This window comes from Granulicella tundricola MP5ACTX9 (assembly GCF_000178975.2).
Classification (GTDB): Bacteria; Acidobacteriota; Terriglobia; order Terriglobales; family Acidobacteriaceae; genus Edaphobacter; species Edaphobacter tundricola.
Window position 1 is genome coordinate 820,766 of record NC_015064.1, and the last position, 25,155, is coordinate 845,920.

Below are 25,155 nucleotides of genomic sequence, written 5' to 3' on the forward strand. Positions count from 1 at the left end.
GGAGAGTCCAAAGCGCTTGCGTGTTCGTACATGGGACAGGGCTATGAGCAAGGCCAAGATCTAACAGGAGAGTGCGATGCGTAAGTTGGTATTGAGTTTGGTGGTTGCCGGTGGAGTCGCTGCCGGTCTGTGCGGGATGAAGGCTTATGGGTTTGGCGGAGTGGATTCGCCGCTGCAGCCTGGTGCTACGGCGCCTAACTTCTCGCTGCCTTCGCAGACGGACTCGATGGTGAGCCTGAAGGACTACAAGGGCAAGTACGTGGTGCTGTACTTCTACCCGAAGGATCAGACGACGGGCTGCACGATCGAGGCGCATAACTTTGAGCGCGATACGGCGAAGTATGCGGCGCTGAACGCTGTCGTGCTGGGTGTGAGCCTGGATACGGTGGAGAGCCACAAGACGTTCTGCTCCAAGGACGGGCTGAACTTCAAGCTGCTGGCGGACCCGGAGCACAAGGTGATCGACGCATACGGCGTGCCGGTGGCGACGATGGGCACGAACCAGTATGCCAAGCGCGATACGTTCCTCATCGGACCGGACGGCAAGGTGCTGAAGTTCTGGGAGGTCAAGGCGATCCAGGGACACAGCGACGAGGTTCTTGCCGCGATCCAGGACGCGAAGAAGTAGTTTTATCGGAAACGATACAGGCAGACGCAGAAAGGCCCGGACTCTCTCAGAGAGACCGGGCCTTTTTGCTTGCCTTGACTACGTTTTACAGCGGGTGAATGTTACTTCGCGGCCTTCTTGGCTACGGTCTTCTTGGCTGCTGCCTTCTTGGCGACAGTCTTCTTGGCCGGTGCCTTCTTGGCTACGGTCTTCTTGGCCGGTGCTGCTACCTTCTTGGCTACAGCCTTCTTTGCTACGGCCTTCTTCGCGACAGCCTTCTTCGCTACGGTCTTCTTTGCTGCTACTTTCTTGGTTGCCAAGGTGATACCTCTCGTGATGGATTTTTTGCTGCTGGTGCTCTTGTTGCCGGCAACCTTTTTAGTTGCTGCCTTGCTGCCGCGTAAAGCACTCAACTTCTTCGCGGCAGATGCTGTGAGCGAGGAGGAAGCGCCCTTTTTAGCTGGCGTCTTCTTTGCCGGTGCCTTCTTTGCGGGCACGGTCTTCTTCGCTGGAATCTTTTTGGCTGGGATCTTCTTAGCAGGGATCTTCTTTGCCGGAACTTTCTTTGCCGGGATCTTCTTTGCGGGGGCTTTCTTTGCTGGCATCTTTTTTGCAGGTACTTTCTTGGCCGGAGCGGCCTTTGTGGCTACCGCTTTCTTGGCGGGTGAAGCGGCCTTCTTAGCGACCGTCTTTTTGGCTGGGGTGGACTTCTTTGCAGGAACCGTTTTCTTTGCAGGAACAGACTTCTTTGCCGGAACCGTTTTCTTGGCCGGAGCCGACTTCTTCGCTGGTGCAGATTTCTTGGCTGGAGCCGTCTTCTTTGCGGGCTGACGTTTGAGGTTCGACAGAACAGCGCTGAGCGGTACCTCCGCCTCATTCGCTTTGGGGAGCTTGGACTCCTGCGAGGGTGGATCGTATGGGGCTACCGGGGTGCTGGCCTTGCCGCGGATCACTGCATCTTCCGAGTGAGTGTTGTGGCGGGAGTGCGGAGTGTCGTCCTCGTCTTCGTCCAGTCCAGCCTCATCCTCTTCTTCGTCTTCAGCCGCGTCCTCGTCGTCGAGATCGTCTTCATCCTCTTCGTCGTCGTCCTCGTCGAGATCGATGTCGGCGGCTACGACGCTATTGCTGGTGAGGTCGTCATCGTCGGAGTTGACGGAGACCTCTTCTTCTTCCTCGTCATCCTCATCGTCGTTGATGTCATCGTCCTCATCTTCGATTGCGCTCTTGGCGGATGGGGTAAGGTCTTCGTCGTGGCCGGCTGCGTGCTGCTTGAGTACGTCTTCGATTTCGGTGTTGTGCTTCATCGTCATAATCCCCTGGTCAGTCTGCTCTACTCTTCACCCAACAAACAACAAACGGAAGACGTCGAACTCAGCTTCATCCGCCTGCAAACTATATGATGCCGCGGCACGAATGATAGCAACAGGATGCATCCATGCGCCAACGAAGGCAAGTGTTCTTTTTATAAGAGAAGCTCATCGGCCAGCCTTATGTTTCCCCTTTGCGGATTTGGGAGCGGCCGCGGCGTGAGAAGCATGACCTGAAGAGTGAGATGCGGAATGCGAAGAAGCCTTTGCGGAGGCTGCATGACCACCGCGCGATGAGGCTTTGCCACTGGATGCGCGTCCGCCGCGTCCTCTGCCCTTGCTGCCGCCTCTGCCACCACGTCCACGTCCGCGTGAGCGTCCTGAAGAGCCGAGACGGATGGGCTCCGCGACATAAATCGTGCGGCCCGCGCGAGCGCCTGAGCTGGCGATGTTGTTCCAGCTCCTCAGCTCTTCCACCGAGACGTTGAACTGGTCGGCCACTGTGACGAGCGTGTCTCCACGGCGCAGGGTGTAGCGCTGTGGGCGTGCAGCGGCGGTAACGGTCTGCACGGGTACGACGAGCTCATCGCCAGTGGACATGGGGTCCTGGGCGGTGATGCTGTTGGTCTCGGCTATGTCGGCTGTGCGCGCGTGCAGGGCGGTGGCGATGGTGTCCAATGTCTCGCCGGCCTTGACGATGTGGAAGCGCCAGCTTGCGCGGCGATCTTCCGGGATGTCCTTCAGGCGATCGTTGTAGAGGGTCTTGGTGCCGGGCGGAAGGTGGAGGTCGAAGCTGGTATCGCGCGGGGTGGCGAGACGGAGCAGCGCGGGGTTGAGCGCGACGATCTCCGGCACGGTGCTGCCGGTGACGTCGGCGACGAGGTGCATGTCGATGCTGTAGCTGGTGGAGACGGTGTCGTAGATGACGGCGGGGCTGGGCACGAGCTTGTCCAGCCCGTAGCGTTCAGGATTCTTCGCCATGATGATGGCGGCGAGAATCTGCGGCACGTAGGCGCGGGTCTGAGCCGGCATCAGGCCCAGGCGATAGAGTGCCCAGTAGTCCGCATAGCCGGTGCGCTGAACGTCACGCTGGATGTTGCCCGGGCCCCAGTTGTAGGAGGCCATGGCGAGGTACCAGTCGCCGAACTGGTTGTAGAGCGCCTTGATGTAGCGGGCATAGGCGCGGGAGGATTTTTCAGGGTCGAAGCGGTAGTCGAAGTAGCCGTTGCGGGTGAGGCCGTACTCGGTTCCTGTTGAGGCCATGAACTGCCACATGCCGCCGGCGCCGGAGTGGGCGTTGACGACCTGCGGCTGGAAGCCGGACTCCGCCACGGCGAGGTAGATGAGGTCCTGGGGTACGCCCTCTTCCTTGAGAACGTTCTGGATGAGGCCACGGTACTTGCCGACGCGCTGCAGCGACGCCGCCATGTGGGCACGGAAGCTGTTGGAGGTGGAGAAGACGCCGATGTAACCAGCGACCTGGTCGTTGATGACGAGCGGAAGGTCGGACGTGACGTTCAACTCATTCTTCAAGCGCGCGACGAGTTCCGGGTTGGCGGCAAAGGTGATGTCTTCCGCGGCGTCGAGGGGTGCGACGTCCAGCTTGGGGGAGAAACCGTTGCCCTGCTTCAGCGCGGCCATTTCGAGTGAGTTGATGGCGTCGAGCAGGCGATTGAACTCATCGGCCACGGGGGATTCGGTCTTGAGATCGAGGCCGCTCGAGAGCATCGTGTCGATGGCGAAATCGAAGTCCATGCGCGCAGCATCCAGGCGGTTGTTGCGATAGTTGGCGACGCCGGAGTTGTAACTGGACTCCGCCTGCTTGATGATCTGGTCTGCCTTGGGGCTGCCGGTCTGGACGGGCTGCTGCGCGGCGGATGTGCTGTTGGGCGCGGCGGCGGCCTGAGCGGTTCCGGCAGGCGTCTGCTTACCGTTGGTGGGCGCGGTAGCCATGGGCGAGATGCTGCCTGGCGCGGTGGTGTCCAGGGTCGGCGGATCGCCAGGGCAGCCGGCGAGCAGCAGCAGGGGCGCACACAATAAGGCGAGCAGCGCGCGGTGTGCAGAGAGCTTCGAGGTCATGAGGGCTCGTGGAGTACGAACTTCCGAAGTACGTTCAGGGCTGGTCAGATCGGTCGATTCAGGCACACCTGATTGTAAGACGGATAGGCGTGCGTGGCGGTTTGTCGAACGAGGCAATTACGCATGGTCCGTACCTGCGGGGATGCGCTGAAACAGGCGCTCTGAGTGGTAGCATCGACTTTGAGGCTGTTAAAGCAACCGCATGGATCTGGCTCACATACGCAACTTCGCGATCATCGCGCACATCGACCACGGCAAGAGCACGCTGTCCGACCGCCTGCTGGAGATCACCGGCTCACTCACCTCGCGTGAGATGCAGGCGCAGGTTCTGGACGCCATGGACCTGGAACGGGAACGCGGCATCACCATCAAGGCCCACACCGTCCGCATGAACTACACGGCGGAGAACGGCGAGACGTATCAACTCAACCTGATCGATACGCCGGGACACGTGGACTTCAGCTATGAGGTCTCGCGCTCGCTGGCCTCATGCGAAGGCGCGCTGCTGGTTGTCGATGCGTCGCAGGGTGTCGAAGCGCAGACGCTTGCGAACGCGTATCTCGCGGTTTCAAACGGGCTCGAGATTATTCCCATCATCAACAAGATCGATCTGCCTTCGGCCGACATTGAGCGGACGAAGGAGATGATCGAGAAGTCCGTGGGTCTGCCTGCGGATGATGCTGTTGCAGTCAGTGCGAAGACGGGGCTGAACGTTGCGGCAATTCTGGAGGCTGTCGTACACCGCCTGCCACCGCCGCTGGGCGATCCGGATGCGCCGCTGCAGGCGTTGATTTTCGACTCGTGGTTCGACGCGTATCGCGGTGTGATCGTGCTGGCGCGCATCATCAACGGCAAGCTGCGCAAGGGCATGAAGATCAAGATCATGTCCAACGGACGGCAGTTCGACGTGGAGAGCATGGGCGTGATGACGCCGAAGCCCGTGGCGCTGGATGAACTCTCAGCCGGTGAGGTCGGATTCTTTGTTGCCACGATTAAGAACGTGGCCGACACCAAGGTTGGCGACACCATCACGGAGGTCGACCGCCCCTGTGCCGAGGCGCTGCCGGGCTTTGAAGATATCAAGAGCATGGTGTTCGCCGGACTGTACACGGTGGACTCCCACGAACACGCGATGCTGCGCGATGCGCTTGAAAAGCTGCGGCTGAACGATGCGTCGTTCTCGTTTGAGCCGGAGAGTTCCGTGGCGCTGGGCTTCGGCTTCCGCTGCGGCTTCCTTGGGCTGCTGCACCTGGAGATCATCCAGGAGCGGCTGGAGCGTGAGTACGATCTGGACCTGATCACGACGGCTCCGGGCGTGCGCTACAAGATCACGCTGACCGACGGCAAGGTGCTGGAGGTCGATAATCCCTCTCGCTGGCCTGATCCGACGGAGATCGAGCAGATTGAAGAGCCGGTGATCATCGCGAAGATCCTGACGAATGAGGAGTATGTCGGCGGGATTCTGAAGCTGGTCGAAGATAAGCGTGGACGTCAGCAGAACATGGAGTACGTCTCAGACACGCGCGTGCTGATCACGTATGAGCTGCCGCTGAACGAGATCGTGCTGGACTTCTACGATCGTCTGAAGACGGTGTCGCGTGGCTATGCGTCGCTGGACTATCAGTTGGCCGGAAGCTGGGTCTCGCCGATGGTGAAGATGGATATCCTGATCGGCGGCGATGCGGTGGATGCGCTTTCGATCATCATCCACAAAGACTTTGCGCAGACTCGCGGGCGTGCGCTGGTCTCGAAGATGCGGGAGTTGATCCCGCGCCAGATGTTCGAGGTGGCGATCCAGGCTGCGATCGGGTCCAAGGTCATTGCGCGTGAGACCGTTACGGCCATACGCAAGAACGTCATCGCCAAGTGCTACGGCGGCGACATCAGCCGTAAGCGCAAGCTGCTGGATAAGCAGAAGGAAGGCAAAAAGCGCATGAAGCGGATCGGCAAGGTGGATATTCCGCAGGAGGCGTTCCTGGCGGTGCTGAAGGTCGGGGAAGACTAGACCGCGTACGCTGCAGGACAAAAGGAAATGGGCTGGACACCTTGAGTGTCCAGCCCATTTCCTTTGCTACTGATTAGGTTACTTGGTTGCGGGACGCGGAGCAGCGGGACGGGCTGCAGCAGGACGCGGAGCGGAAGGAGCCTGCGGCGCGGGAGCGGCGATACCGGACTGCTTGTTGTAGGCATCGACGACAGCCTGCGAGACGTCCGTGGACGGAAGCGCCCAGAGAACGTTCGAGGACTGGCTGGAGACGTCGAGCAGGATGGTGTAGCCATTGCTCTGCGCGTAGGTCTTCATGGTCACGGCAAGCTTCTGCGCAACCTTGCCGAGAGCTTCCTGCAGATCCGTGTTGTAGGAGGTCTGAGCGTCCTCAGCATCGCGGTTCAGCGCCTTCTCTTTGGTGTCGATGGCACGCAGACGGCTGGTGCGCTCTTCATCGGAGAGGGTTGCGGGTGCGCTCTGCAGACCCTTCTTGAGGGTCTCGACTTCAGCAGCCTGGGCCTCGATCTGGGTCTTCTTGGGCTCGAACTTCTTCTGGGTGGCGATGGTGACGGTCTGGCCTTCGTTGGAGGCGAGGACGACCTGCTCAAAGTTGACGAGGGCGATCTTGGCGTCGGTGGCTGCGGGAGCGACGGCGGCAGGAGCGGCTGCGGGAGCAGCCTGGGCATAGACGGCGGGGACGGTGGCGAGGCTTGCGCCGAGCGCGGCGAGGAGGGTGAGATTGCGGTTCATGCTGATTGTCGTGCTCCTTAGGAGTTTGAAGTGCAGAGGTTAAGAGTTACAAAGTGTGGAATTTCATGGAATAGGTGGGATTTGGACCAAGCATGGATTCGATTCCCGAAGGCGTTGCGTTGCCGTTTTCCGGCTCTCGCTGAAGCCTGCCTCTCGGTCCGTTGGGTCCTGCTTACATCGAGCCACATCCTTGGACGCGGGACATTATGTTCTGTACCTCCGCCGCCTGCTGTGGTCCGGCATCCTGCTTTGCCTTTTGATCCGGTTTATCTCCTGCTTGGTCCTTGCCTCGGAAGGGAAGAGGCAGGCGCACAGGGACTCGCCAGAATCTGCCTGAATTATAGGTGTGGCGTTTGGGCGGGTCAAACTGCGTGAGCCTTGGGATACCGGGTTTGGAGGGCTGACAAGGAAGCCATGCGGGGTGCGGTCTACAGAATTCTGGAGGCATCCGGCTTCGGAATTCTGAATTTTGCGAGGCGCGGACGCTGCGATTGCGACTTTTGTGGGATATCAGGGCAGTTCTGCTTTGGCACGGAGATTGCAACCTGTAATTGCGTGCAGCGACATGGATCCTTACGGTCGCGCACAAGGTACAGCCGACGTTCCGAGAATGAGCTCACCCACTGTAGGTGCAGCTTGCCGGACGCGGTTCCGGCGCTACTGTGCAAGCGGTGCGACGATTCTCGGAGGCCAGTGACTGGCCAATGCGGATAGGGAAAAGGGGCCATCCTGCGGGGAGTGGGATGGCCGTGCCACCTCCGCCAGATGTTGACTCATCCACGATTTCGCCCTGTTCTCCACAAGAGCGCGTTCGACCCCTCAAAAAAGTTTATTGCCATGCAGCCGATTTGGGCGTAATCTGATGCTGGCCTGAGAAGAGCCGTGGGTGTTGAACGCTGGGATGGCGTTCCTGCCGAAATCAGGCGAGAGCCTGTAAGGCAAACATACAATTCAGGGTTGGTCCTGATCTTGATTGGGCCAGATGAATCCAGATGGGATTCTGACCCGGAATGTAGCCAGACTTTTAGCGTTGAAGGACGCGAAACCAGAGATTCAGGTGATTCTTCTCGAGCCTGCTCCTATTGATGTTTTGGCGCTGAACAGCGAAGGGTTTGCGGGACAGATTTGAGCCAAGTTTGCATTGACTCACAGCAGACCGACAAAAACGGGGAGCATCTCGCGGTCCGGTCAAAAGCATTCCGGATTGCACTTGACGAAGTTGGACGTTGAACACTAGAAAGACGTTGGAACGTCGCAGGCGAAGCTGGCCGGCATTCTTGAATGACCACCACGATCGAGACCAGAGAGAGAAAACCGAGGATTCAAGCGTCGCAGACCGAGACAGGTGTGCGTGCGGATTGGGTTTCCGGGTTCTCAAACTTACTTTGGCAACTCTCGGAAGAGCACGCGGCGCGACGACCTTAGCACGGCCAGGATCCTGATGGCTCCGATCATCAGGCAAGGGGAAGCAGAAGCATGAGTGCAGAGCAGAACGTAGTAGATGCGCCGACCGAGCAGCGGGCGGGGCACGATTCCGGTGACAACTCCGGTGACAACGGTGGGCAGCAGTACGAGATGGACGAGAACGGCCAGCGCGTTCCCCACGGCATGGGCCAGTCCAAGAGCAGCCGTCGCCGGCGCCGCAAGCGGAAGGGCAAAGGCCCTGAGGCTGGAGGCGCGGAAGGCTCCGAGCAGGGTAGCGGGGATAGCGGATCGAACGGCGAAGCCGGTGTGATTGCCTCTGTGCAGGCTGGTGCCGCGGCTCCTGCCGCACCCCAGAATGGCGGCCAGAACAATGGGCGAAGCTTCCAGCAGAACCGTGGATTTCAGAATAACGGCGGCCAGAACAATGGCGGCCCGGCAGGCCAGGGCGCGGCTCCCGGCGGCACCAAGCGCTGGAAGAAGAAGTTCCGCGACCGCGGTCCTCGTCAGGAGAACCCCGGCAACCAGCAGAGCGCTGGCGGCGGCGGTGGTTTCAGCCAGAATAACGGCGGCGGCTTCAGTCAGAACAATGGCGGTGGCGGTGGATTCCGTGATCGCGATACGCATCAGCCAGGGAACAACGTGGGCGGCGGCGGCTTCAAGCGCAAGGGAGGCTTCGGCGGTTCGGGCGGCGGCGGCAAGCAGCAGCAGCGTGGCCCCCGCAGCTTCGTCGGTCCAATGGACCACAGCTACCGCGCCGTGAACGGCAACTTCACAGAGACTCCGCCCTCGACGATCGAGCCGCATGGCAGCTTTGGCGGACACGCTCCGCGCCGCGGCTACCAGGGCGATTCGCAGCCCATCGACTACTCCCAGGGCCGCACGATTCCGATTCCGGATGACGCGCCGACGCACATCTACTTCTTCATTGAGGACCTGTTCTTCATCGCGAAGATCCAGGAGACGGCGCGCAAGCTCGGCGTCAAGGTTGCGTTCGTCAAGAACGATAAGGAGTCGCTTGCGACTGTGACGGCCGCCCATGAAGACGAGCGTCAGAGCCTGATCGTATTCGACCTGAATAACGCCAACGCAAAGCCGCTGACGCTGATTCCGAAGCTGAAGACGAAGCTGAAGAAGACGGTGTCGATCATCGGCTTCCTCTCGCACCTGCAGGGCGACCTGAAGGCGAAGGCTGTCGAGGCGGGTTGCAATACGGTCATGCCGCGCGCAGCCTTCTCGCAGAACCTGCCGAACCTGCTTCGGCGGTACGGAATCGAAGAGGTTGAAGAGGCGAACTACAACCAGTAGCTTGCGGAACAAACTAAGAAGCGGCGAAGGATCATTCCTTCGCCGCTTCTTTCTTGCTATGAAGATATTTTTTTACCCCGGAGGCCAGCCCATCGGTCTGCCGCCCAGCACATGCAGATGGACATGCTGCACGGTCTGACCGCCGTCCGGCCCAGTGTTGATGGCGATGCGATGGCCATGCGGAAGCTGCGTCTCCGCCACTCTTGCGGCTGCATGCAGCAGATGGCCGAGCAACTCAGCCGGCACCTGCGTCACGTCTGCAAAGTGCTCGCGTGGGATGACGAGGAAGTGTGTGGGTGCCTGCGGGTTGATGTCCGCGAAGGCGATCACCCGGTCATCCTCAAAGATGGGCGTGACCGGGATGGTGCCTGCGGCGATCTTGCAGAAAAGACAATCTGTCATGCTGGACTCCTATTTTGAAAAGTACTTGGGCTGAGCCCCGGGAGCCCAGGGATCGTAACGCTCCGCAAACGCCGCGCGGTGGCTGATGGAGGGGTGCGAGTACGTCCAAAACTCCAATAGCGCCGAAGGGTTGGGATCAGTGAAGGAGTTCTCCCCCAGAAGCTGAAAGCTCTGATGCGCGGTGGCTTGCGGGTCTGGTATGAGGCCGTGCACAACCTCCTCGCCGTAGACATCGGCGGCGTGTTCTTCACTGCGGCTGAAGGTGTTGCCGATGGGCTCGCCGATAAAGCTGAGGATGGAGAAGACGAACAACAGCACGACCAGCGCGGCCCAGTTGTCCTGCGAATGCACGCGCCACGCCTTGGCCTTATGGCGCAGGATGAACTGGAAGAGATGGACCGCGATGAAGAAGCCGACGGCGATCATGGCGAAGCCGAACTCCAGCCCCTGCACGATGTGGCCCAGGACATAGTGGCCCATCTCATGGCCGAAGATGAAGCTGATCTCCTCTGGCGTGCCTTTGGCGATGGAGGTGTCCCAGACCACGACGCGCTTGGATGAGCCGAAGCCGGTGACGTAGGCGTTGAGCGTCGTCACCTTGTCTGAGGCCTTCATCAGGAACATGCGGTCCGGCGGGATATTGATGCCCTGGCCGCGTGCGACGACCTTCTCAAGCTGCGCCACCAGCGCGGGATTGGAGGCGCTGAGGGGCTCGAAGCGATTGAAGAGCGGGTCAATGATGTACGGCGTGGCAAAGATGCCGAGAACGCCCAGCGCCATGGCTGCCAGCGCGGAGGGAATCCACCAGCGTCGCGGAAACTTGCGGATGAAGTAAAACAGCAGCATCACGCCCAGGCCACCAAAGAGATAAGTCAACAGGAACCCCTTGAACTCGTCAAAAAGAAAGCTGCTCAGGTGCTGGACGGACATGCCGTAGACGACCGCGACGTGGTGGGCGTAGAGCGTCAACGGCAGATTCAGGATCGTGGTGAGGATGAGGAACTGAAGCAGGAACGTAAACCCCTGCGCCCAGCGATTCTTGCTCAGGTTGTTGGCGAGGTTCCGCATCCGCGCGGCCAGGCCGAACTGCAAGATCAGCCAGAGCTGCAGAATGCCCCAGATGTCTTCCGTGAAGTGCACCGCGGTGCGCGTGTGGGCCAGCGCATCGGCCTTGGCGAGCTTATCCGGCGGCAGCGTGTAGGCGGTGGTGTCGGTTGCGGCGGCCTGGAGCGCGGCTGCTTCGGTGGGCGTCGTCGCCTTCTGGCAGCCGTTGAGCGGCAGCAGGGCGACGAACGCGAGCAGAATGAGCAGAAGTGGGCGAAGACGCATGATGAACAATTCCTTAAAGCTGCCCTGAAAGGCAGAACGGGTCAGGGTCCAGTGTGCATGAGCGGCATGGGGCCGCGCAATCTATAGGGGATATTCGCAGAGAGGATGAATCATTTTCCCGAGGGCCGACATCCATTAGAACGTTGCTAAAAGTACAAAGAATCGGAACCATTGAACGAGGAGATGTCATGAGCAAGCTGAGCGGCAAGGTAGCAATCGTAACGGGCGCGTCGAAGGGTATCGGAGCATCGATCGCAGAACATCTGGCGGCAGAGGGAGCCTCTGTTGTCGTCAACTATTCCAGCTCGAAGAGCGGCGCGGATGCAGTAGTAGAGCGCATCACCAAGGCCGGCGGCAAGGCCATTGCAGTAGGCGCGAACGTCGCCAAGCCGGAGGAGATCGCCAAGCTGATCTCTGAGACGGTCAAGGCATACGGCAAGATCAATGTGCTGGTCAACAACGCCGGCATCTATGACTTTGCACCGCTTGAGGCGATCACGCCAGAGCACTTCCACAAGCAGTTTGACCTCAACGTGCTGGGTCTGTTGCTGACCACGCAGGCAGCGGTCAAGGAGTTCCCGGAAGAGGGCGGATCGATCATCAACATCAGCTCCGTCGTGGGCAAGTCTGCCCAGCCGAACGCAGCCGTCTACAGCGCAACCAAGGGTGCCGTCGATGCCGTGACCTTGTCCCTGGCGCGTGAGCTCGGACCGAAGAAGATCCGCGTCAACAGCGTCAGCCCCGGGCTGGTGGAGACGGAAGGCACGGCCGGCTTCATGGGCAGCGACTTCCACAAGACCATCGAGGCGCAGACGCCGCTTGGGCGCATCGGCCAGCCGGATGATATCGGCAAGGTGGTTGCGTTCTTCGCCTCGGACGATTCCACCTGGATCAGCGGTGAAGCGGTCCTCGTCGCGGGCGGAAGTCGCGGCTAAGACTCACAGGATGGTGTTCTGAAGTGACGGCGGAGCCTGGTTTCAGGCTTCGCCGTTCTGTTTGCCCTTCAAGCGGTCGTCTCGTCTAACGTCTGTGGTCTGTCTTCAGATTAAGGATTCAGGATTTCGGATAAACTTTTCCAAGATGGATCAGGTCAGGCGGGGCTCTTTGAACAAGCGTGTTGCGGTAAATCGTGTCACCCAATCTCTTCTTACAGCCTTTCTGGTCGGACAGACAGCCTTTGGCGCGTCCGCGGCGGCGTCCGGGCCGGATAAAAAGCCTGCAGCCAGTGGGGCGCAGGACCCCGTGCTGATCCAGACGATGCAGGCGGAGCTGACGCGCGCGATGAGTTCGCTTGGCTCGGCGGCCGCTTCGACCGCTGGCTCCCCCCCTCCGCCCAAGCCTTATTTCATGAGCTACGCCGTCTCCGACGCGGAGAACGTCTCGATCTCGGCCCAGTTTGGTGCGATCACGAACTCCAACGAGACCCGCCGCCGCAACGCCGATATTCAGGTCCGCCTGGGCGACTACGCGCAGGACAACACCCACGGCGACCATCGCACCAGCGCCCTGACCACCGTGCCGCTGCCGCTGACGGACGATCGCGAGGCCCTTGCGCGGAGCTTCTGGTTTGCGACAAACCGCGGCTACGGCAAGGCGCTGGACAGCTACCTGAAGGTCAAGACGGAGCAGCAGGTTCGCGCCAAGGAAGAGGACGCCTCGGCGGACTTTTCGCATGAGACGACCTCGCAGGAGTTCGTCCCGTCCGATGCGAAGTTCTCTCCGGCTGCGCCCCTGATGAAGGATAAGTCAGCCTGGGAGGAGCGGCTGCGCGAGCTGTCCGGCCTCTTCAAGCAATTTCCGGACATCTTCTCCAACACCGTAGCGCTCGATGCCTCCAACGAAGTGGACTACTTTATCGATAGCGACGGCACCCGCATCAGCACGCCAAGCCACGTCGCGCGCATCGTGGTCGTCGCCCGCACCCGCGCCGCGGACGGCATGGACCTGTTTCGCGTGGAGACGTTCGAGTCCGATGAACTTGGCCGCCTGCCGGACCAGAAGACCCTGACCGAGAAGACGCTGGCGATGGCGAAGAACCTTGAGGAGCTGCGGGTTGCGCCGGTGACGGAGCCGTTTGATGGCCCGGCCATCCTGAGCGGACGTGCCAGCGCCGTCTTCTTCCATGAGGTGCTGGGGCATCGGCTGGAAGGACAACGGCAGCGCGGCGACGAAGAGGGTCAGACCTTCACCAAACTGCTCAACAAGCCCATCCTGCCGACCTTTCTTTCGGTCGCCGATGACCCGACGCTGAAGACCTTCGACGGCATCTCGCTCAGCGGCCACTATAGCTTTGACGACGAAGGTCAGCCGGCACGTAAGGTCGATCTCATCCAGGACGGCGTCCTGAAGACGTTTCTCATGTCGCGCCTGCCCATCGCGAGCTTCTCAGCTTCAAACGGCCATGGCCGTTCTGAAGCGGGTCATATGCCGACCGGGCGTCAGGGCAACCTGATCGTGACCTCTTCGAAGTCGGTCAGCGAACCGGAGCTGCGGGAGATGTTGAAGGCTGAAGCGAAGAAGCAGAACAAGCCGTACGGCCTTTACTTTGAGGACATCTCCTCGGGCTTCGCCGTGACGAGCCGCCGCTCACCCCAGGCGTTCTCGGTGATCCCGCTGGTCGTCTACAGGATCTATGTCGATGGCCGCCCGGATGAGCTGGTGCGCGGCGTATCCATCGTCGGAACCCCGCAGGCCGCGTTGAGCCGCATCGTCGCCACAGGCAATCATCAGGATGTCTTCAACGGCATCTGCGGCGCGGAGAGCGGAAGCATTCCGGTCAGTGCGGTTGCACCGGCCATGCTGGTCAGTGAGATTGAGACGCAGCGCCAGGCGCAAGGCTCGTCCCGTCCACCCATTGTTCCACCGCCTGCAGTCGCAAAGATGAGTGAGGCTGGCCGATGAGGGCGCTCCGCATTGCCACGTCCTCCCTCCTTGGGTTCGCACTCACTGCATTCGCGCAGGGTGCGGAGCCAAAGCCAGCCGCCCCAATTGATTTCACTGCGGCGGAGCACACAGCCGCCGCCGACCCCTTGCTTACGGCTATGCTGGCTGAGCTTCAGCGTGAGCAGCAACTGCTCATCCTGCCCGGCATGCAGCGGCCTTACTTCATGGAGTATCGCCTGGATGATTTTGCCAGCTATGAGGCCGTCGCCAACTATGGCGCGGTCTCGCGTGAGCAGCGCGGCCATCAGCGCATCGTGCGGGTCTCGGTTCGCATCGGCGACTACGCCTCAGACTCCAGCACCAGCCGGGGCGATGGCACCGTCGAACTGGCCCCGCGCGACAACGATCCGCAGGCGCTGCACTACGCACTGTGGACCGCGACCGACGAAGCCTACAAGGGTGCTCTGCGCGCGTATGCCGCCAAGCAGGCTGCCCTGAAGCGCTTTGAGAAGGCCCCCACCGCAGAGGATTTCTCACGCATCCCAGCAGTGCAGCGGATTGAGCCGCTTGTCTCTCTTTCGCTTGATGAGGCGGCCTGGAACAAGCGTATCGCGGAGGCCAGTGGACTGTTTCTGACTGATCCCGCGCTCGCCGCCGCTGCTCCGCATGTGCAGTATTCAAGCGCCGATGTGCGTGGCCTCGCGGTGAATCGCTACCTCGTCAACACGGAGGGCACCGTCTTTCGCCATGGTTACGCCAGCTATGGGGCCAACTACAACGTCGGCGGCCAGGCGGACGATGGCATGAGCCTGAGCCGAGCCAACGGCACCGCCGCCGCAAAGGCAGATGAGCTTGAGTCCGCAGCCGCCTTCCACAAGCGAGTGGTGGACGATGTCCTCAGCTATGAGGCTCTGCGCAACGCTCCGGTGGCGGACGCTGAGGACTTCCACGGTCCCGTCCTGTTCTCAGGCGATGCCTCCGCCGACGTCCTCAGCCGCCTCTTTCTACCGAACGTCGAAGCAGACCGTCCAGAGATGGGAACTACTGCACGCACGGTCGGCGCGTATCAATCGAGCTTCCGCGCACGCGTGCTGCCGGATGTACTGGACGTGACGGACAATCCTCTGGAGGCAACCTTCGCCGGCAAGAGCCTCATCGGTGCTTACGCAATCGATGACGAAGGCGTGCCTGCGAAGCCGGTTGAGCTCGTTGAAAAAGGCAAGCTGGAGAACTATCTCATCGGCCGCACGCCGGTCCGCGACTTCCCCATCTCAAACGGCCATGGCCGCGCCGCGCCGGGGCAGCCCGCGCACTCCCGCGCCGGTGTCATGATCTTCAAATCGACCAGCCCCATCTCCTCGGCAGAGCTGCATCAGAAGCTGATCGGCATGGCGAAGGAGCAGGGCCGCGACGTCTATGAGGTGGAGACCATGGGCGGCGAACTTGCACCGCGTCTGCTCTACCGCGTCCATCCCGATGGCACCCGCCAGCTCGTACGCGGAGCCATCTTCGACGAGCTCGATAACCGCAGCCTGCGGTCGGATATCGTCGCCGCCGGTGGCGACCCATACGTGGACAACATGACCGGCCCCATTCCGGAGACGATTATCGCCCCCAGCCTGCTCTTCGGAGATATCGGCGTGAAACGCGCCAGCGAAGAGCAGCAGAAGCTCCCGTACTACGCTCCGCCGAAGTAAAAGCGAAGATTACTCACGTACTTTTCATGCGATCTCACGATAAGCTTGTGCAAGATTGGTAGATGGGCTTCGGAGTGGGCTTGCCTGCGATCGTCCGGCGCTCGAAACTCATCAAGGCTCCGCAACGTAAAACGATCAACGGTGTTTTCAGTTACAGCACATTCATTGCAGATACGACTCCTGAAGCTGGAGCGTCCAGGGAGCCAGCACAGCATGTCGATTGAGCAGCGAGAAGCGGACACGGGCAGCATCGCTGGGAAGGTCTTACCGGCGATGCGTCGTGCAAACCTGACCCACGCAATCACCCTCAGCCTTGGGATGCTCACGCTCGCAGGCTGCCACCAGCAGGAGACGAACAAGCAGGCCGCCGAGGCCCCGCCCAGCGTGCCGCAGGTCGTCCCTGCCGGCCAGGCGAACGTGGTTCACGTCGATCAGGCAAATCAGTTTCCGCTCGTCACCACAACCTCCCGCACTGTCTTCTCCACGCTCAACGTGACGGGCGCGGTGCAGCCGGATGTCTCGCGTGAGCTGCCGGTACTTTCGATCGCAAACGGCCGCGTTGTGGCCTTGCATGTCGGGCTCGGGGACTACGTCAAGAAGGGGCAGCTTGTGATGGAGGTGCAGTCGCCGGATGTGACCACGGCCTTCGGAAACTATCTCAAGGCGGTCTCGGACGAGCACCTCACGCAGACCACGCTCACCCGCGACAAGCTCCTCTATGACAAGGGGGCCATCGCGCAGAGTCAGCTTGAGGTCGCTCAAAATGGGGAGGAAGATTCGCAGTCCGCACTGACAGCCACAGAGCAGCAGTTGCATATCCTGGGCGTCGACAAGAATCATCCCAGCGAACTCGTCAAGGTCTACGCGCCCATCACGGGCGTCGTCGTCAGCCAGAACACGACCACTGCCGGCGCGGCTGGAATCACCTTCGCAGGCGCGGCCGGCTCGTTGACCATCGCAGATCTTTCGCATGTATGGGTGGTCTGTGATGTGTATGAGAATGACCTGCCCAACGTTCGCCTGGGCGAGGCAGCCCAGATCACGCTCAACGCCTTCCCCGGAAAGGTCCGCACCGGCACGATCTCGGACATCGGCGCGATCCTCGATCCCTCCATCCGCACTGCCAAGGTGCGCATCCAGGTGCAGAACCCGGATAACCTCCTGCGCATCGGCATGTTCGCCACGGCCACGTTGAAGGGCGCGACCCCCAAGCAGACGGTTGCGGTCCCCGCCAACGCCATCCTTCATCTGCATGACCGGGACTACGTCTTCGTGCCTGCGGGCAGTGCAGGTGACTTTCGCCGCCAGGAGATCAAGTCGGGCGGCTCGCTTCCAGGTGATTCCACGGCAAACTACATTGAGGTTTTGAACGGTCTCGCAGCCGGGCAGCAGGTCGTGGGCAACGCGCTCGAACTCCAGAACACGGCGGCGCAGTAATGATCCGCAAGCTTGTAGACTTTGCGCTCAACAACCGTTTTCTGATTCTGGTGATGGCCTTCTTCCTCTTTGGTTGGGGCGCCATCTCCTTTCACAATCTCCCGGTTGAGGCTTATCCGGACGTCGCCAATAACTACGTCACGGTGATCACGCAGTGGCCCGGCCGCGCGTCGGAAGAGGTGGAGCAGCAGGTCACGGTGCCGCTCGAGATCGCCTTCGCCGGCATCCCGCACATGTCGCATCTGCGCTCTGCATCGCTGGCCGGCCTGTCCAGCGTGACGATGGTCTTTGACGACGACAGCGAGAACGATTGGAATCGCGAGAAGGTTCTGGAGCGCCTCTCGCAGGTCACGCTGCCCACAGGCCTGCAGCCGCAGATCGGCACGGACTGGAGCCCGGTCGGCCAGATCTTCTGGTACACCCTTGAAAGCTCCGACCCCAAGTACGACACCATGGCGCTGAAGAGCCTGGAGGACTGGACGCTCGAGAAGAACTTCCGCTCCGTCCCGGGTGTTGTAGACGTCTCAAGCTTCGGCGGCATCACGCGCGAGTACCAGGTCATTCTCGATCCAGAGAAGCTGGTCTCGTACGGCCTCTCCATCTCGCAGGTCAAGCAGCAGATTGCAGCCAATAACGTCAACGCCGGTGGCAGCTTCATCGAGCAGGGCGCACAGCAGATCAACGTGCGTGAGATTGGCCTCTTCACCTCCACGCATGACATCGGCAACACCGTCCTCAAGGCGCAGAACGGCACGGCGCTGAAGGTCTCGGACATCGCCACTGTGGTGCAGGGGCCCAAGATCCGTCTCGGCCAGATCGGCAAGACCATCCGCCGCGTGGACGGCAAGCTGGCTGATAATAGCGATGCCATCGAAGGCGTCCTCCTGCTGCAGAAGGGTGCCAACTCTGACGAGACGCTCGAGGCCATTCACGCCAAGGTCAAAGAGTTGAACGAGCGCGTCCTCCCCAAGGGCGTGAAGGTCGTCGCCTTCCTGGATCGCTCCAACCTGCTCGAACTCACCACCCACACGGTCATGCATAACCTGACCGAGGGCATCGTCCTCGTCGTGGTGATCCTGTTCGTCTTCCTCGGCAACCTACGCGGTGCGCTCATCGTCGCCCTCACCATTCCGTTTGCGCTGCTCTTCGCGTCCATCTGTCTCGATCTCCGCCACATCCCCGCAAACCTGCTCTCCCTGGGCGCGCTGGACTTCGGCATGGTGGTCGATGGTGCAGTCGTGATGATTGAAAACATCGTCCGCCACCTCTCGCACAGCCGCAAGAAAGACATGACGGTCACCGAGCAGATCCGCGAGGCCGCGCATGAGGTCCAGCGGCCCGTCTTCTATGCCATCGGCATTATCATTACCGCGTACCTGCCCATCTTTACGCTGCAGTCGGTGGAAGGACGCCTGTTCAAGCCGATGAGCTGGACGGTCGCCTTCGCGCTCCTCGGCGCACTGATCTTCTCCATGCTGCTGGCACCGGTGCTTGCCAGCTTCCTCTTCCGCAACGGAGCCACGGAGTGGGAGAATCCGATCCTGCGCTGGCTGACGAATCGTTACCGCCACGCAGCCACCTTCGCCATCGAGCATCGCGCCATCACCTTCTCGGTCGCCGGTCTTGCGCTCCTGACCTCCATCCTGATGGTCACCACCGGCGTCATCGGCTCTGAGTTTTTGCCACATCTGGATGAAGGTGCCATCTGGGTCCGAGGCACGCTCGCGCCGTCTACCGGCCCGACGGAAAGCCTCGCCGTAGCCAACCGCGCCCGCATCATCCTGGCCTCGTTCCCGGAGGTCAAGCAGGTGGTCAGCCAGATCGGCCGGCCCGACGACGGAACAGACACCACCGGCTTCTTCAACACGGAGTACTACGTCGACCTGAAGCAGAAGCAGGACTGGCGTCCCGTCTTCAAGGAGAACAAGGAAGAGCTGATCTCTGCCATCAATCGTCAGCTTGACGTTATCCCCGGCGTCATCTGGAACTTCTCGCAGCCCATCTCGGACAACGTGGAAGAGGCCGTCAGCGGCGTCAAGGGAGAGCTTGCCGTGAAGATATACGGCGACGATCTCAAGACTCTGGAACAGAAGGGCGACGCCATCGTCAACGTCATGTCGACCATCCGCGGCGTGCAGGACCTTGGTCTCTTCCGCGTCATCGGCCAGCCCAACCTCAACTTCGTCGTGGACCGCGATGCAGCCGCACGCTTCGGTATCAACGTCGCCGATATCCAGGATGCGATCGAGTCGGCCGTGGGCGGCAACGCCGTGACACAGGTGCTCGATGGCGAAGCTCGCTACGACGTGACGGTGCGTTATAACCCGCAGTTCCGCGCCACGCCGGAGTCCATTGAGAACATCCGTCTCGTCTCGCCGTCAGGGGAGCGAGTCTCCCTCGCCCAGGTCACCAAGCTCAAGACCGAGGACGGCGCAGAGGAGATCACACGTGAGAACGGCCAGCGTTACGTGGCCATCAAGTATTCGGTGCGTAACCGCGATCTCGGCTCCACCGTGCAGGAGGCCATCGATAAGGTCTCCAAGCAAGTACCGCTGCCGCCCGGCTACAAGACAGACTGGGCCGGCGAGTATGAAAGCCAGAAGCGCAGCTCTCGCCGCCTGCTCATCGTGCTGCCCATCACGCTCGGCCTCATCTTCATGATCCTGTACAGCATGTTCGGCTCCTTCAAATGGGCCGCGCTGATCCTCTGCAATCTTGCGATGGCCCCCATCGGCGGCCTGCTTGCGCTGCTGGTCACACGCACCCACTTCTCGGTCTCGTCCGGCGTCGGCTTTCTCGCGCTCTTCGGCGTCTCCGTTCAGACCGGCATCATCATGCTGGAGTACATCAACCAGATGCGCGTCGCCGGTCACTCCGTTGAAAGCGCCGCCATTGAGGGCGCGGTGCTTCGCCTCCGTCCCATCCTCATGACGATGCTGGTCGCCACACTTGGCCTGCTGCCCGCGGCACTCTCACACGGCATCGGCTCAGACTCCCAACGGCCGTTCGCCATCGTAATCGTTGGCGGCCTGGTGGGAGCGTTGCTGATCAGCGTCTTCCTGCTCCCCACCCTCTACGTCTGGATCGCACGCGACACCGACGTCCTCCCCATTCGCGATGAGGAGTTCGAAGCCTGATGAAATCTCTCGTCCTCACGTTGGCCCTCGCAACACTCGCGCAAGCTGCCCAGGCCCATGCCCAGGCTCCGCAATCGCCAGCCGCTGCCTACGCCGCCTCAGCCGCACCCGCTGCCGACCCACGCAAGCCGCCCGCCTCCAAACCCGGCGCACTCACCCTCCAGCAGGTCGTCGAGCAAGCCCGCGCCAGGAACCCCACGCTTCTCGCGGCAGAGGCCAACCTCCGCGCCGTCCGCGCCCAGGAGATCCAGGCAGGCGTTCGCGTCAACCCAACCCTCGGCGTCAACGGCACAACCGTCACCCTTCCCAACGATGGCTCGGAAGGCAATCCCCCGTCCTACGCTGTCCAGGTCACACGCCTCTTTGAGCGTGGCAACAAGCGCGAGTATCGCCTGGAAGACGCCCGTGCCACCACGGTCCAGACCGCAGCCCAGCTTGAGGACACCGCCCGCCAGACCATCCTCCAGGTGAAGCAGGCGTTTACGAAGATGCTCATCGCCAAGGAAGCACTCGAGCTCTCGAACGCCAATCTCGCCGACTATCGCCATGAGGTTGAGATCGCCAACGACCGTTACAAGGCGGGAGACATCGGCAAGCTCGACTTCGAGCGCCTCGACCTGCAACTCGGCTCCTTCGAGTCGGACCAGGCCAACGCCGAGATCACCCTGTTGCAATCCTCATACCAGCTCCAGACCCTCCTCGGCTCCCAGACCTCCAGTCCTGACTTCGATGTCACCGGCGACATCATCCCGCCCATCCTCACCCAGACCCAGGCCGAGCTCACCCAGGCCGCACTCACCCGCCGCCCGGACTACGCCGCCGCCCGCGCCGGCATCGTCGCGGCTGAGGCCAACGCCCGCCTCGCCATCGCCAACGGCACCACGGACCCCACGCTGGAAGGCGAGTACGACCGCTCCGGCAGCTACAACTCCTTCGGCTTTAACGTGAACATCCCGCTACGCTTCTTCGATCGCAATCAGGGCAACAAGGAGACGGCTCGCCTGCAGGCAGAGTCCACCCGTTTCACCAGCATCGCCGCCCGCAACCAGGTCACCTCCGACGTCGATCAGGCATGGGTCGGTTACACCCGAGCCAAGGCGCTCTCAGACCGCTTCGGCCAGCATTATCTGGATGAGTCCATCGACGTCCTCGGCATCGCGCGCTTCGCCTACGATCACGGCGGCCTCGCCCTCATCGACTACCTCGACGCCCTCCGCGACGCACGATCCAGCACCTCCGACGCACTCAACGCCTATTCCCAAACCTGGATGGCCATCCACCAATTGAGCGCGGCCTCGGCAACAGAGCTCATACCCTAGCCGTACAATCATCCAACATGAAGCGTCAGGCCAATCGTAAAGTCACCGTCATCCTGCTCTCGGTCGCCATCCTGATCGTGGCTCTGAACGCACGGTTTGCCTTCGTCTCCGTCAAAGAGTTGCTGCAGAGCGAGTACTGGGTCCAGCACACCTGGCAGGTCATCAACCAGGTGGAGCGCATCATGGGCTCAGCCAAGGACGCGGAGAGCGGTGCCCGCGGCTTCGTAATCACCGGCAAAGAGCAGAACCTGGAGTTCTACAACTCCGCCCAGGTGGAGCTGCCGCAGGAGCTAAAGACCTTCAGCTCCCTCACGGGCGACAATCCATCTCAGCAGGCTCGCATCACGGAGATGCAGGCCGTCCTTGAGCAGCGCATGGCCACTTTGGCTGAGGTGATCGAACTCCGGCGCGCGAACGATGTCGAATCCACCCATGCCTTCATCCAGAACGGGACCGGCCGCATCCAGATGGATCACCTCCGCGCCATCGCAGATCAGATGGAGCAGGAGGAGCAGCGCCTGCTGGTCATCCGCACCGCCACTGCCACCTCCTCCAGCCACCGAGCCCTCTTCAGCATAGCCTTGGCCAGCGGTCTGGACATGCTGCTCATCGTCCTGATGTTCCGCTACTTCGCCCACGAACGCAGTCTGCGTATCGCGACCGAAGAAGCCGCGGACCGTCTCGCGATCGCCCACGCCGAGACCGAAGCCCGCGCCGAGGAGATCCGCCAGCTCAACGCTACGCTGGAGGAGCGCGTTCGCCAGCGCACCGCAGAGCTCGAAAGCACCAACAGAGAGCTGGAAGCCTTCAGCTACTCCGTCTCCCACGATCTGCGCTCCCCGCTCCGCACCATCGACGGCTTCTCCCTCGCGCTTGAAGAGGACTACGCCAATGAGGTCGACGCCACCGGCCGCGACTACATCCGCCGTGTCCGCTCCGGCGTCCAGCGCATGGGCCAGTTGATCGACGCCCTGCTTCAGCTCTCCCGCATCACCCGCGCCGAGATCTCCCGTGAGGACGTCAATGTCTCCGCCATCGCACGCAGCATCGTCGCTGACATTCAGGAAGCCGACCTCGCCCAGAAGGTCTCCGGCCACGGCGTCCTCTTCACGGTTCAGGACGGCCTGACCGCTGACGCCGACCCAAAACTCCTCCAGGTGGCGCTTGAGAATCTGCTGGGGAACGCGGTCAAGTTCAGTTCTAAAGTGGAACACCCCAGCGTCCAGTTCGGATGGGATGAAGGCCAGAAGGCCTATTTTGTCCGCGACAACGGCGCAGGATTTGATATGTACTACGCGGACAAGCTCTTCAACGCCTTCAACCGGCTGCATGGCGATAAGGACTTCAAGGGCTCCGGAATCGGCCTCGCCACCGTCGCCCGCGTCGTGCGCCGCCATCACGGCCGCATCTGGGCGGACAGTGCTGTGGATCATGGCGCGACCTTCTTCTTTACGTTAGGATAACCAGCATGGCAGAGGCAACAAAACTCATTCTCCTGGTCGAAGATGACCCCGACCACGAACTCCTGACCATCCGCGCGCTCAAAAAGTCGAACATCGCCAATGAGGTCAAGGTCGCCCGCGATGGCGAAGAGGCCATCAATCTGCTCTTCGGCGCTGAGCCGGTCAAGCCTCAGGTGATCCTGCTCGATCTCAAGCTCCCCAAGGTCGATGGCCTTGAGGTCCTCCGCCGCATCCGTGAAAGCGACTCCACCAAGATGCTGCCCGTCGTCGTCCTGACCTCGTCCGACGAAGAGCGTGACGTGGTCCGCAGCTACCAGCTCGGCGTCAACAGCTACATCCGCAAGCCGGTCAGCTTCGACGACTTCGCGGAGGCCACCCGTCAGCTCGGAATGTACTGGCTGGTCCTCAACGAATGCCCCCCCAAAAGCTAGATCCAGAGACGATCGCGGACTCCAACTCAGGCTCAAGGCCGGGGCACCTGCGCGTCCTGCTGGTTGAGGATAATCCGGATGATGCCTTCCTGCTGGAGCGTCATCTCCGCCGCAATGGCTTCTCGCTCGATCTCACCCGTGTAGAAACGGCGTCGGAGATGCTCCGCGCCCTCGATCCTCCAAACGTTCCCGACATCATCATCGCGGACTACAACCTGCCCAAATTCAGCGGGCCTGCCGCGCTGCAGCTCATCAAGTCCTCCGGCGCGGATATCCCCTTCATCATGATGTCTGGAGCCATCTCGGAGGAGACGGCGGTGGAATCCATGCGCGCCGGCGCACAGGACTACGTCACCAAGCAGAACCTCGCACGCCTCGTCCCCATCCTGGACAGAGAGCTCCGCGAGGCCTCCGCCCGCCGCAAGAAGGTTCAGGCGGAAGAAGCCCTTGAGGCCAGCCAGGCCCGTTTTCATCGCCTCGTGGAAGCCATGCCCCTCGGCCTCCTCATCGGCGACGCGACCGACCGCATCGTCTACGCCAACGGCGCAGTGGAGCGCCTTCTCGGCTACTCCAACGGCTCCATGCTCTCCGGCGATATCACCCTTGACTCCATCTGCCCCACCCTCCGCGCAGCCTACAATGAGGACCTCGGCAATACGAACAGCTTCGCCGCCGCGCCCTTTGAGACCGCCTGCGTCACCGCGAACGGTACTCAGATTGAGGTCCTCCTCGGCGTTGCCCTGCTCAATCCTGAAGCCGCGCCCGCGGACCGCCAGATCGCCGCCTTCATCGCCGATCTCACGCTCCAGAAGAAGTCGGAGGAGGTACTCCGCCGCACGGAGAAGCTCGCGGTTGCCGGCCGCCTCGCTGCCTCCATCGCGCACGAGATCAACAATCCGCTGGAGGCCATCACCAACTGCCTCTACCTCGTCGGCAAGACCGAGCTCCCGCCCGATGCCCGCACCTATCTCGCACTGGCCCAGGATGAGCTCGATCGCGTCGCCCAGATCACCGTCCAGACCCTGCGTTTCTATCGCCGCTCCACCCACGCTGCCGATACCAACCTGCACGATCTCATCGAGACCGTAGCCGCCCTGCTCGGTTCGCGCATGAACCGCCAGCGCATCACCCTGGTTCGTAAGTTCGGAGAAATTCCCCCCATCTTCGCGCATGACGGAGAGATCCGCCAGGTCCTCGCCAACCTCGTCGGCAACGCCATTGACGCGCTGCCCAATGGCGGCGTCATCACCCTCCGCACCGGCCTCTCGCGCGATTGGAAGACCGGCCGCACCGGCATCCGCATCTCAGTCGCGGACGATGGCACCGGCATGAGCCAGGCCACGCTCAACCGCATCTTTGAACCCTTCTTCTCCACCAAGGGCATCACCGGCACCGGCCTCGGCCTCTGGGTCTCGCGGGAGATCATCGACAAGCACAAGGGCACCCTCCGCGCCCGCAGCCGGGAGCGCCGTGAAGGCTGCCCCGGCGGCACCGTCTTCTCCCTCTTCATCCCCAGCGAGCTCGCCGAAGCCGAACTCGCAGACGTCCCCGTCAAGAACTGAAGCGTCCCCCCAGCCCACTTCATTTACGATCACTC

19 protein-coding genes are annotated in these 25,155 nt (G+C 61.5%); 14 read left to right on the forward strand and 5 right to left on the reverse strand.

The genetic code is table 11. The features are described 5' to 3' along the window. The first annotated feature begins 76 nt into the window (after window positions 1-76). A complete protein-coding gene (locus ACIX9_RS03420; RefSeq protein ID WP_013579081.1) occupies window positions 77-628 on the forward strand; it encodes a peroxiredoxin in 552 nt (183 codons plus the stop codon). Window positions 629-729: 101 nt separating this feature from the next. On the opposite strand, the gene ACIX9_RS26260 is transcribed toward ACIX9_RS03420, so the two are convergent. Next, window positions 730-927 carry a hypothetical protein gene (locus tag ACIX9_RS26260; protein WP_198152148.1) on the reverse strand — a complete coding sequence of 66 codons (198 nt, stop codon included), beginning with the start codon at window positions 925-927 and terminating at the stop codon, window positions 730-732. Between the two features lie 13 nt (window positions 928-940). On the opposite strand from ACIX9_RS26260, the gene ACIX9_RS26265 reads away from it, so the two are divergent. Together ACIX9_RS26265 and ACIX9_RS26270 are read left to right on the forward strand one after the other, a co-directional pair. After that, window positions 941-1,438: a hypothetical protein gene (locus tag ACIX9_RS26265; protein ID WP_198152149.1), complete on the forward strand. Its 498-nt coding sequence runs from the start codon at window positions 941-943 to the stop codon at window positions 1,436-1,438. 134 nt (window positions 1,439-1,572) lie between these two features. After that, window positions 1,573-2,007 carry a hypothetical protein gene (locus ACIX9_RS26270; protein WP_198152150.1) on the forward strand — a complete coding sequence of 145 codons (435 nt, stop codon included), beginning with the start codon at window positions 1,573-1,575 and terminating at the stop codon, window positions 2,005-2,007. A gap of 75 nt (window positions 2,008-2,082) precedes the next feature. On the opposite strand, the gene ACIX9_RS03430 is transcribed toward ACIX9_RS26270, so the two are convergent. After that, the gene (locus tag ACIX9_RS03430) at window positions 2,083-4,059 is read right to left on the reverse strand and encodes a lytic transglycosylase domain-containing protein (RefSeq protein WP_232298781.1); all 1,977 of its coding nucleotides are present in this window, start codon (window positions 4,057-4,059) and stop codon (window positions 2,083-2,085) included. A gap of 136 nt (window positions 4,060-4,195) precedes the next feature. Here ACIX9_RS03430 and lepA point away from each other — a divergent pair, with 136 nt between their 5' ends. Beyond that, window positions 4,196-5,998, forward strand: a complete 1,803-nt coding sequence (gene lepA, locus ACIX9_RS03435) for a translation elongation factor 4 (protein WP_013579083.1) — start codon at window positions 4,196-4,198, stop codon at window positions 5,996-5,998. A 78-nt stretch (window positions 5,999-6,076) separates the two neighbouring features. On the opposite strand, the gene ACIX9_RS03440 is transcribed toward lepA, so the two are convergent. Beyond that, window positions 6,077-6,730 carry an OmpH family outer membrane protein gene (locus ACIX9_RS03440; protein ID WP_013579084.1) on the reverse strand — a complete coding sequence of 218 codons (654 nt, stop codon included), beginning with the start codon at window positions 6,728-6,730 and terminating at the stop codon, window positions 6,077-6,079. A 1,476-nt stretch (window positions 6,731-8,206) separates the two neighbouring features. Here ACIX9_RS03440 and ACIX9_RS03445 point away from each other — a divergent pair. Then, window positions 8,207-9,460 carry a hypothetical protein gene (locus tag ACIX9_RS03445; RefSeq protein WP_013579085.1) on the forward strand — a complete coding sequence of 418 codons (1,254 nt, stop codon included), beginning with the start codon at window positions 8,207-8,209 and terminating at the stop codon, window positions 9,458-9,460. 72 nt (window positions 9,461-9,532) lie between these two features. Here the strand turns inward: ACIX9_RS03445 and ACIX9_RS03450 are convergent, their stop codons facing one another. Continuing rightward, complete coding sequence (locus ACIX9_RS03450) at window positions 9,533-9,862, reverse strand: histidine triad nucleotide-binding protein (protein WP_013579086.1); 330 nt, start codon at window positions 9,860-9,862, stop codon at window positions 9,533-9,535. A 9-nt stretch (window positions 9,863-9,871) separates the two neighbouring features. Beyond that, window positions 9,872-11,191, reverse strand: coding sequence for a M48 family metallopeptidase (locus ACIX9_RS03455; protein WP_013579087.1), 1,320 nt, complete (start codon window positions 11,189-11,191; stop codon window positions 9,872-9,874). Window positions 11,192-11,379: 188 nt separating this feature from the next. Here ACIX9_RS03455 and ACIX9_RS03460 point away from each other — a divergent pair, with 188 nt between their 5' ends. The 9 genes from ACIX9_RS03460 (at window position 11,380) to ACIX9_RS03500 (ending at window position 25,120) form a co-directional block, all read left to right on the forward strand. Then, window positions 11,380-12,126: an SDR family NAD(P)-dependent oxidoreductase gene (locus tag ACIX9_RS03460; protein WP_013579088.1), complete on the forward strand. Its 747-nt coding sequence runs from the start codon at window positions 11,380-11,382 to the stop codon at window positions 12,124-12,126. 169 nt (window positions 12,127-12,295) lie between these two features. Then, window positions 12,296-14,092, forward strand: coding sequence for a TldD/PmbA family protein (locus ACIX9_RS03465; protein WP_013579089.1), 1,797 nt, complete (start codon window positions 12,296-12,298; stop codon window positions 14,090-14,092). Then, window positions 14,089-15,771 carry a metallopeptidase TldD-related protein gene (locus ACIX9_RS03470; RefSeq protein ID WP_013579090.1) on the forward strand — a complete coding sequence of 561 codons (1,683 nt, stop codon included), beginning with the start codon at window positions 14,089-14,091 and terminating at the stop codon, window positions 15,769-15,771. Before ACIX9_RS03465 ends, ACIX9_RS03470 begins: the two co-directional genes overlap by 4 nt. A gap of 213 nt (window positions 15,772-15,984) precedes the next feature. Next, complete coding sequence (locus ACIX9_RS03475) at window positions 15,985-17,208, forward strand: efflux RND transporter periplasmic adaptor subunit (protein WP_013579091.1); 1,224 nt, start codon at window positions 15,985-15,987, stop codon at window positions 17,206-17,208. Further along, window positions 17,208-20,345, forward strand: coding sequence for an efflux RND transporter permease subunit (locus tag ACIX9_RS03480; RefSeq protein WP_013579092.1), 3,138 nt, complete (start codon window positions 17,208-17,210; stop codon window positions 20,343-20,345). Before ACIX9_RS03475 ends, ACIX9_RS03480 begins: the two co-directional genes overlap by 1 nt. Continuing rightward, window positions 20,345-21,664 carry a TolC family protein gene (locus ACIX9_RS03485; RefSeq protein ID WP_013579093.1) on the forward strand — a complete coding sequence of 440 codons (1,320 nt, stop codon included), beginning with the start codon at window positions 20,345-20,347 and terminating at the stop codon, window positions 21,662-21,664. The genes ACIX9_RS03480 and ACIX9_RS03485 overlap by 1 nt, the downstream gene beginning before the upstream one ends. A gap of 17 nt (window positions 21,665-21,681) precedes the next feature. After that, a complete protein-coding gene (locus ACIX9_RS03490) occupies window positions 21,682-23,127 on the forward strand; it encodes a sensor histidine kinase (RefSeq protein ID WP_013579094.1) in 1,446 nt (481 codons plus the stop codon). A gap of 5 nt (window positions 23,128-23,132) precedes the next feature. Further along, complete coding sequence (locus ACIX9_RS03495) at window positions 23,133-23,558, forward strand: response regulator (RefSeq protein ID WP_013579095.1); 426 nt, start codon at window positions 23,133-23,135, stop codon at window positions 23,556-23,558. Further along, window positions 23,540-25,120, forward strand: coding sequence for a hybrid sensor histidine kinase/response regulator (locus ACIX9_RS03500; protein ID WP_013579096.1), 1,581 nt, complete (start codon window positions 23,540-23,542; stop codon window positions 25,118-25,120). Before ACIX9_RS03495 ends, ACIX9_RS03500 begins: the two co-directional genes overlap by 19 nt. Window positions 25,121-25,155: the final 35 nt, after the last annotated feature.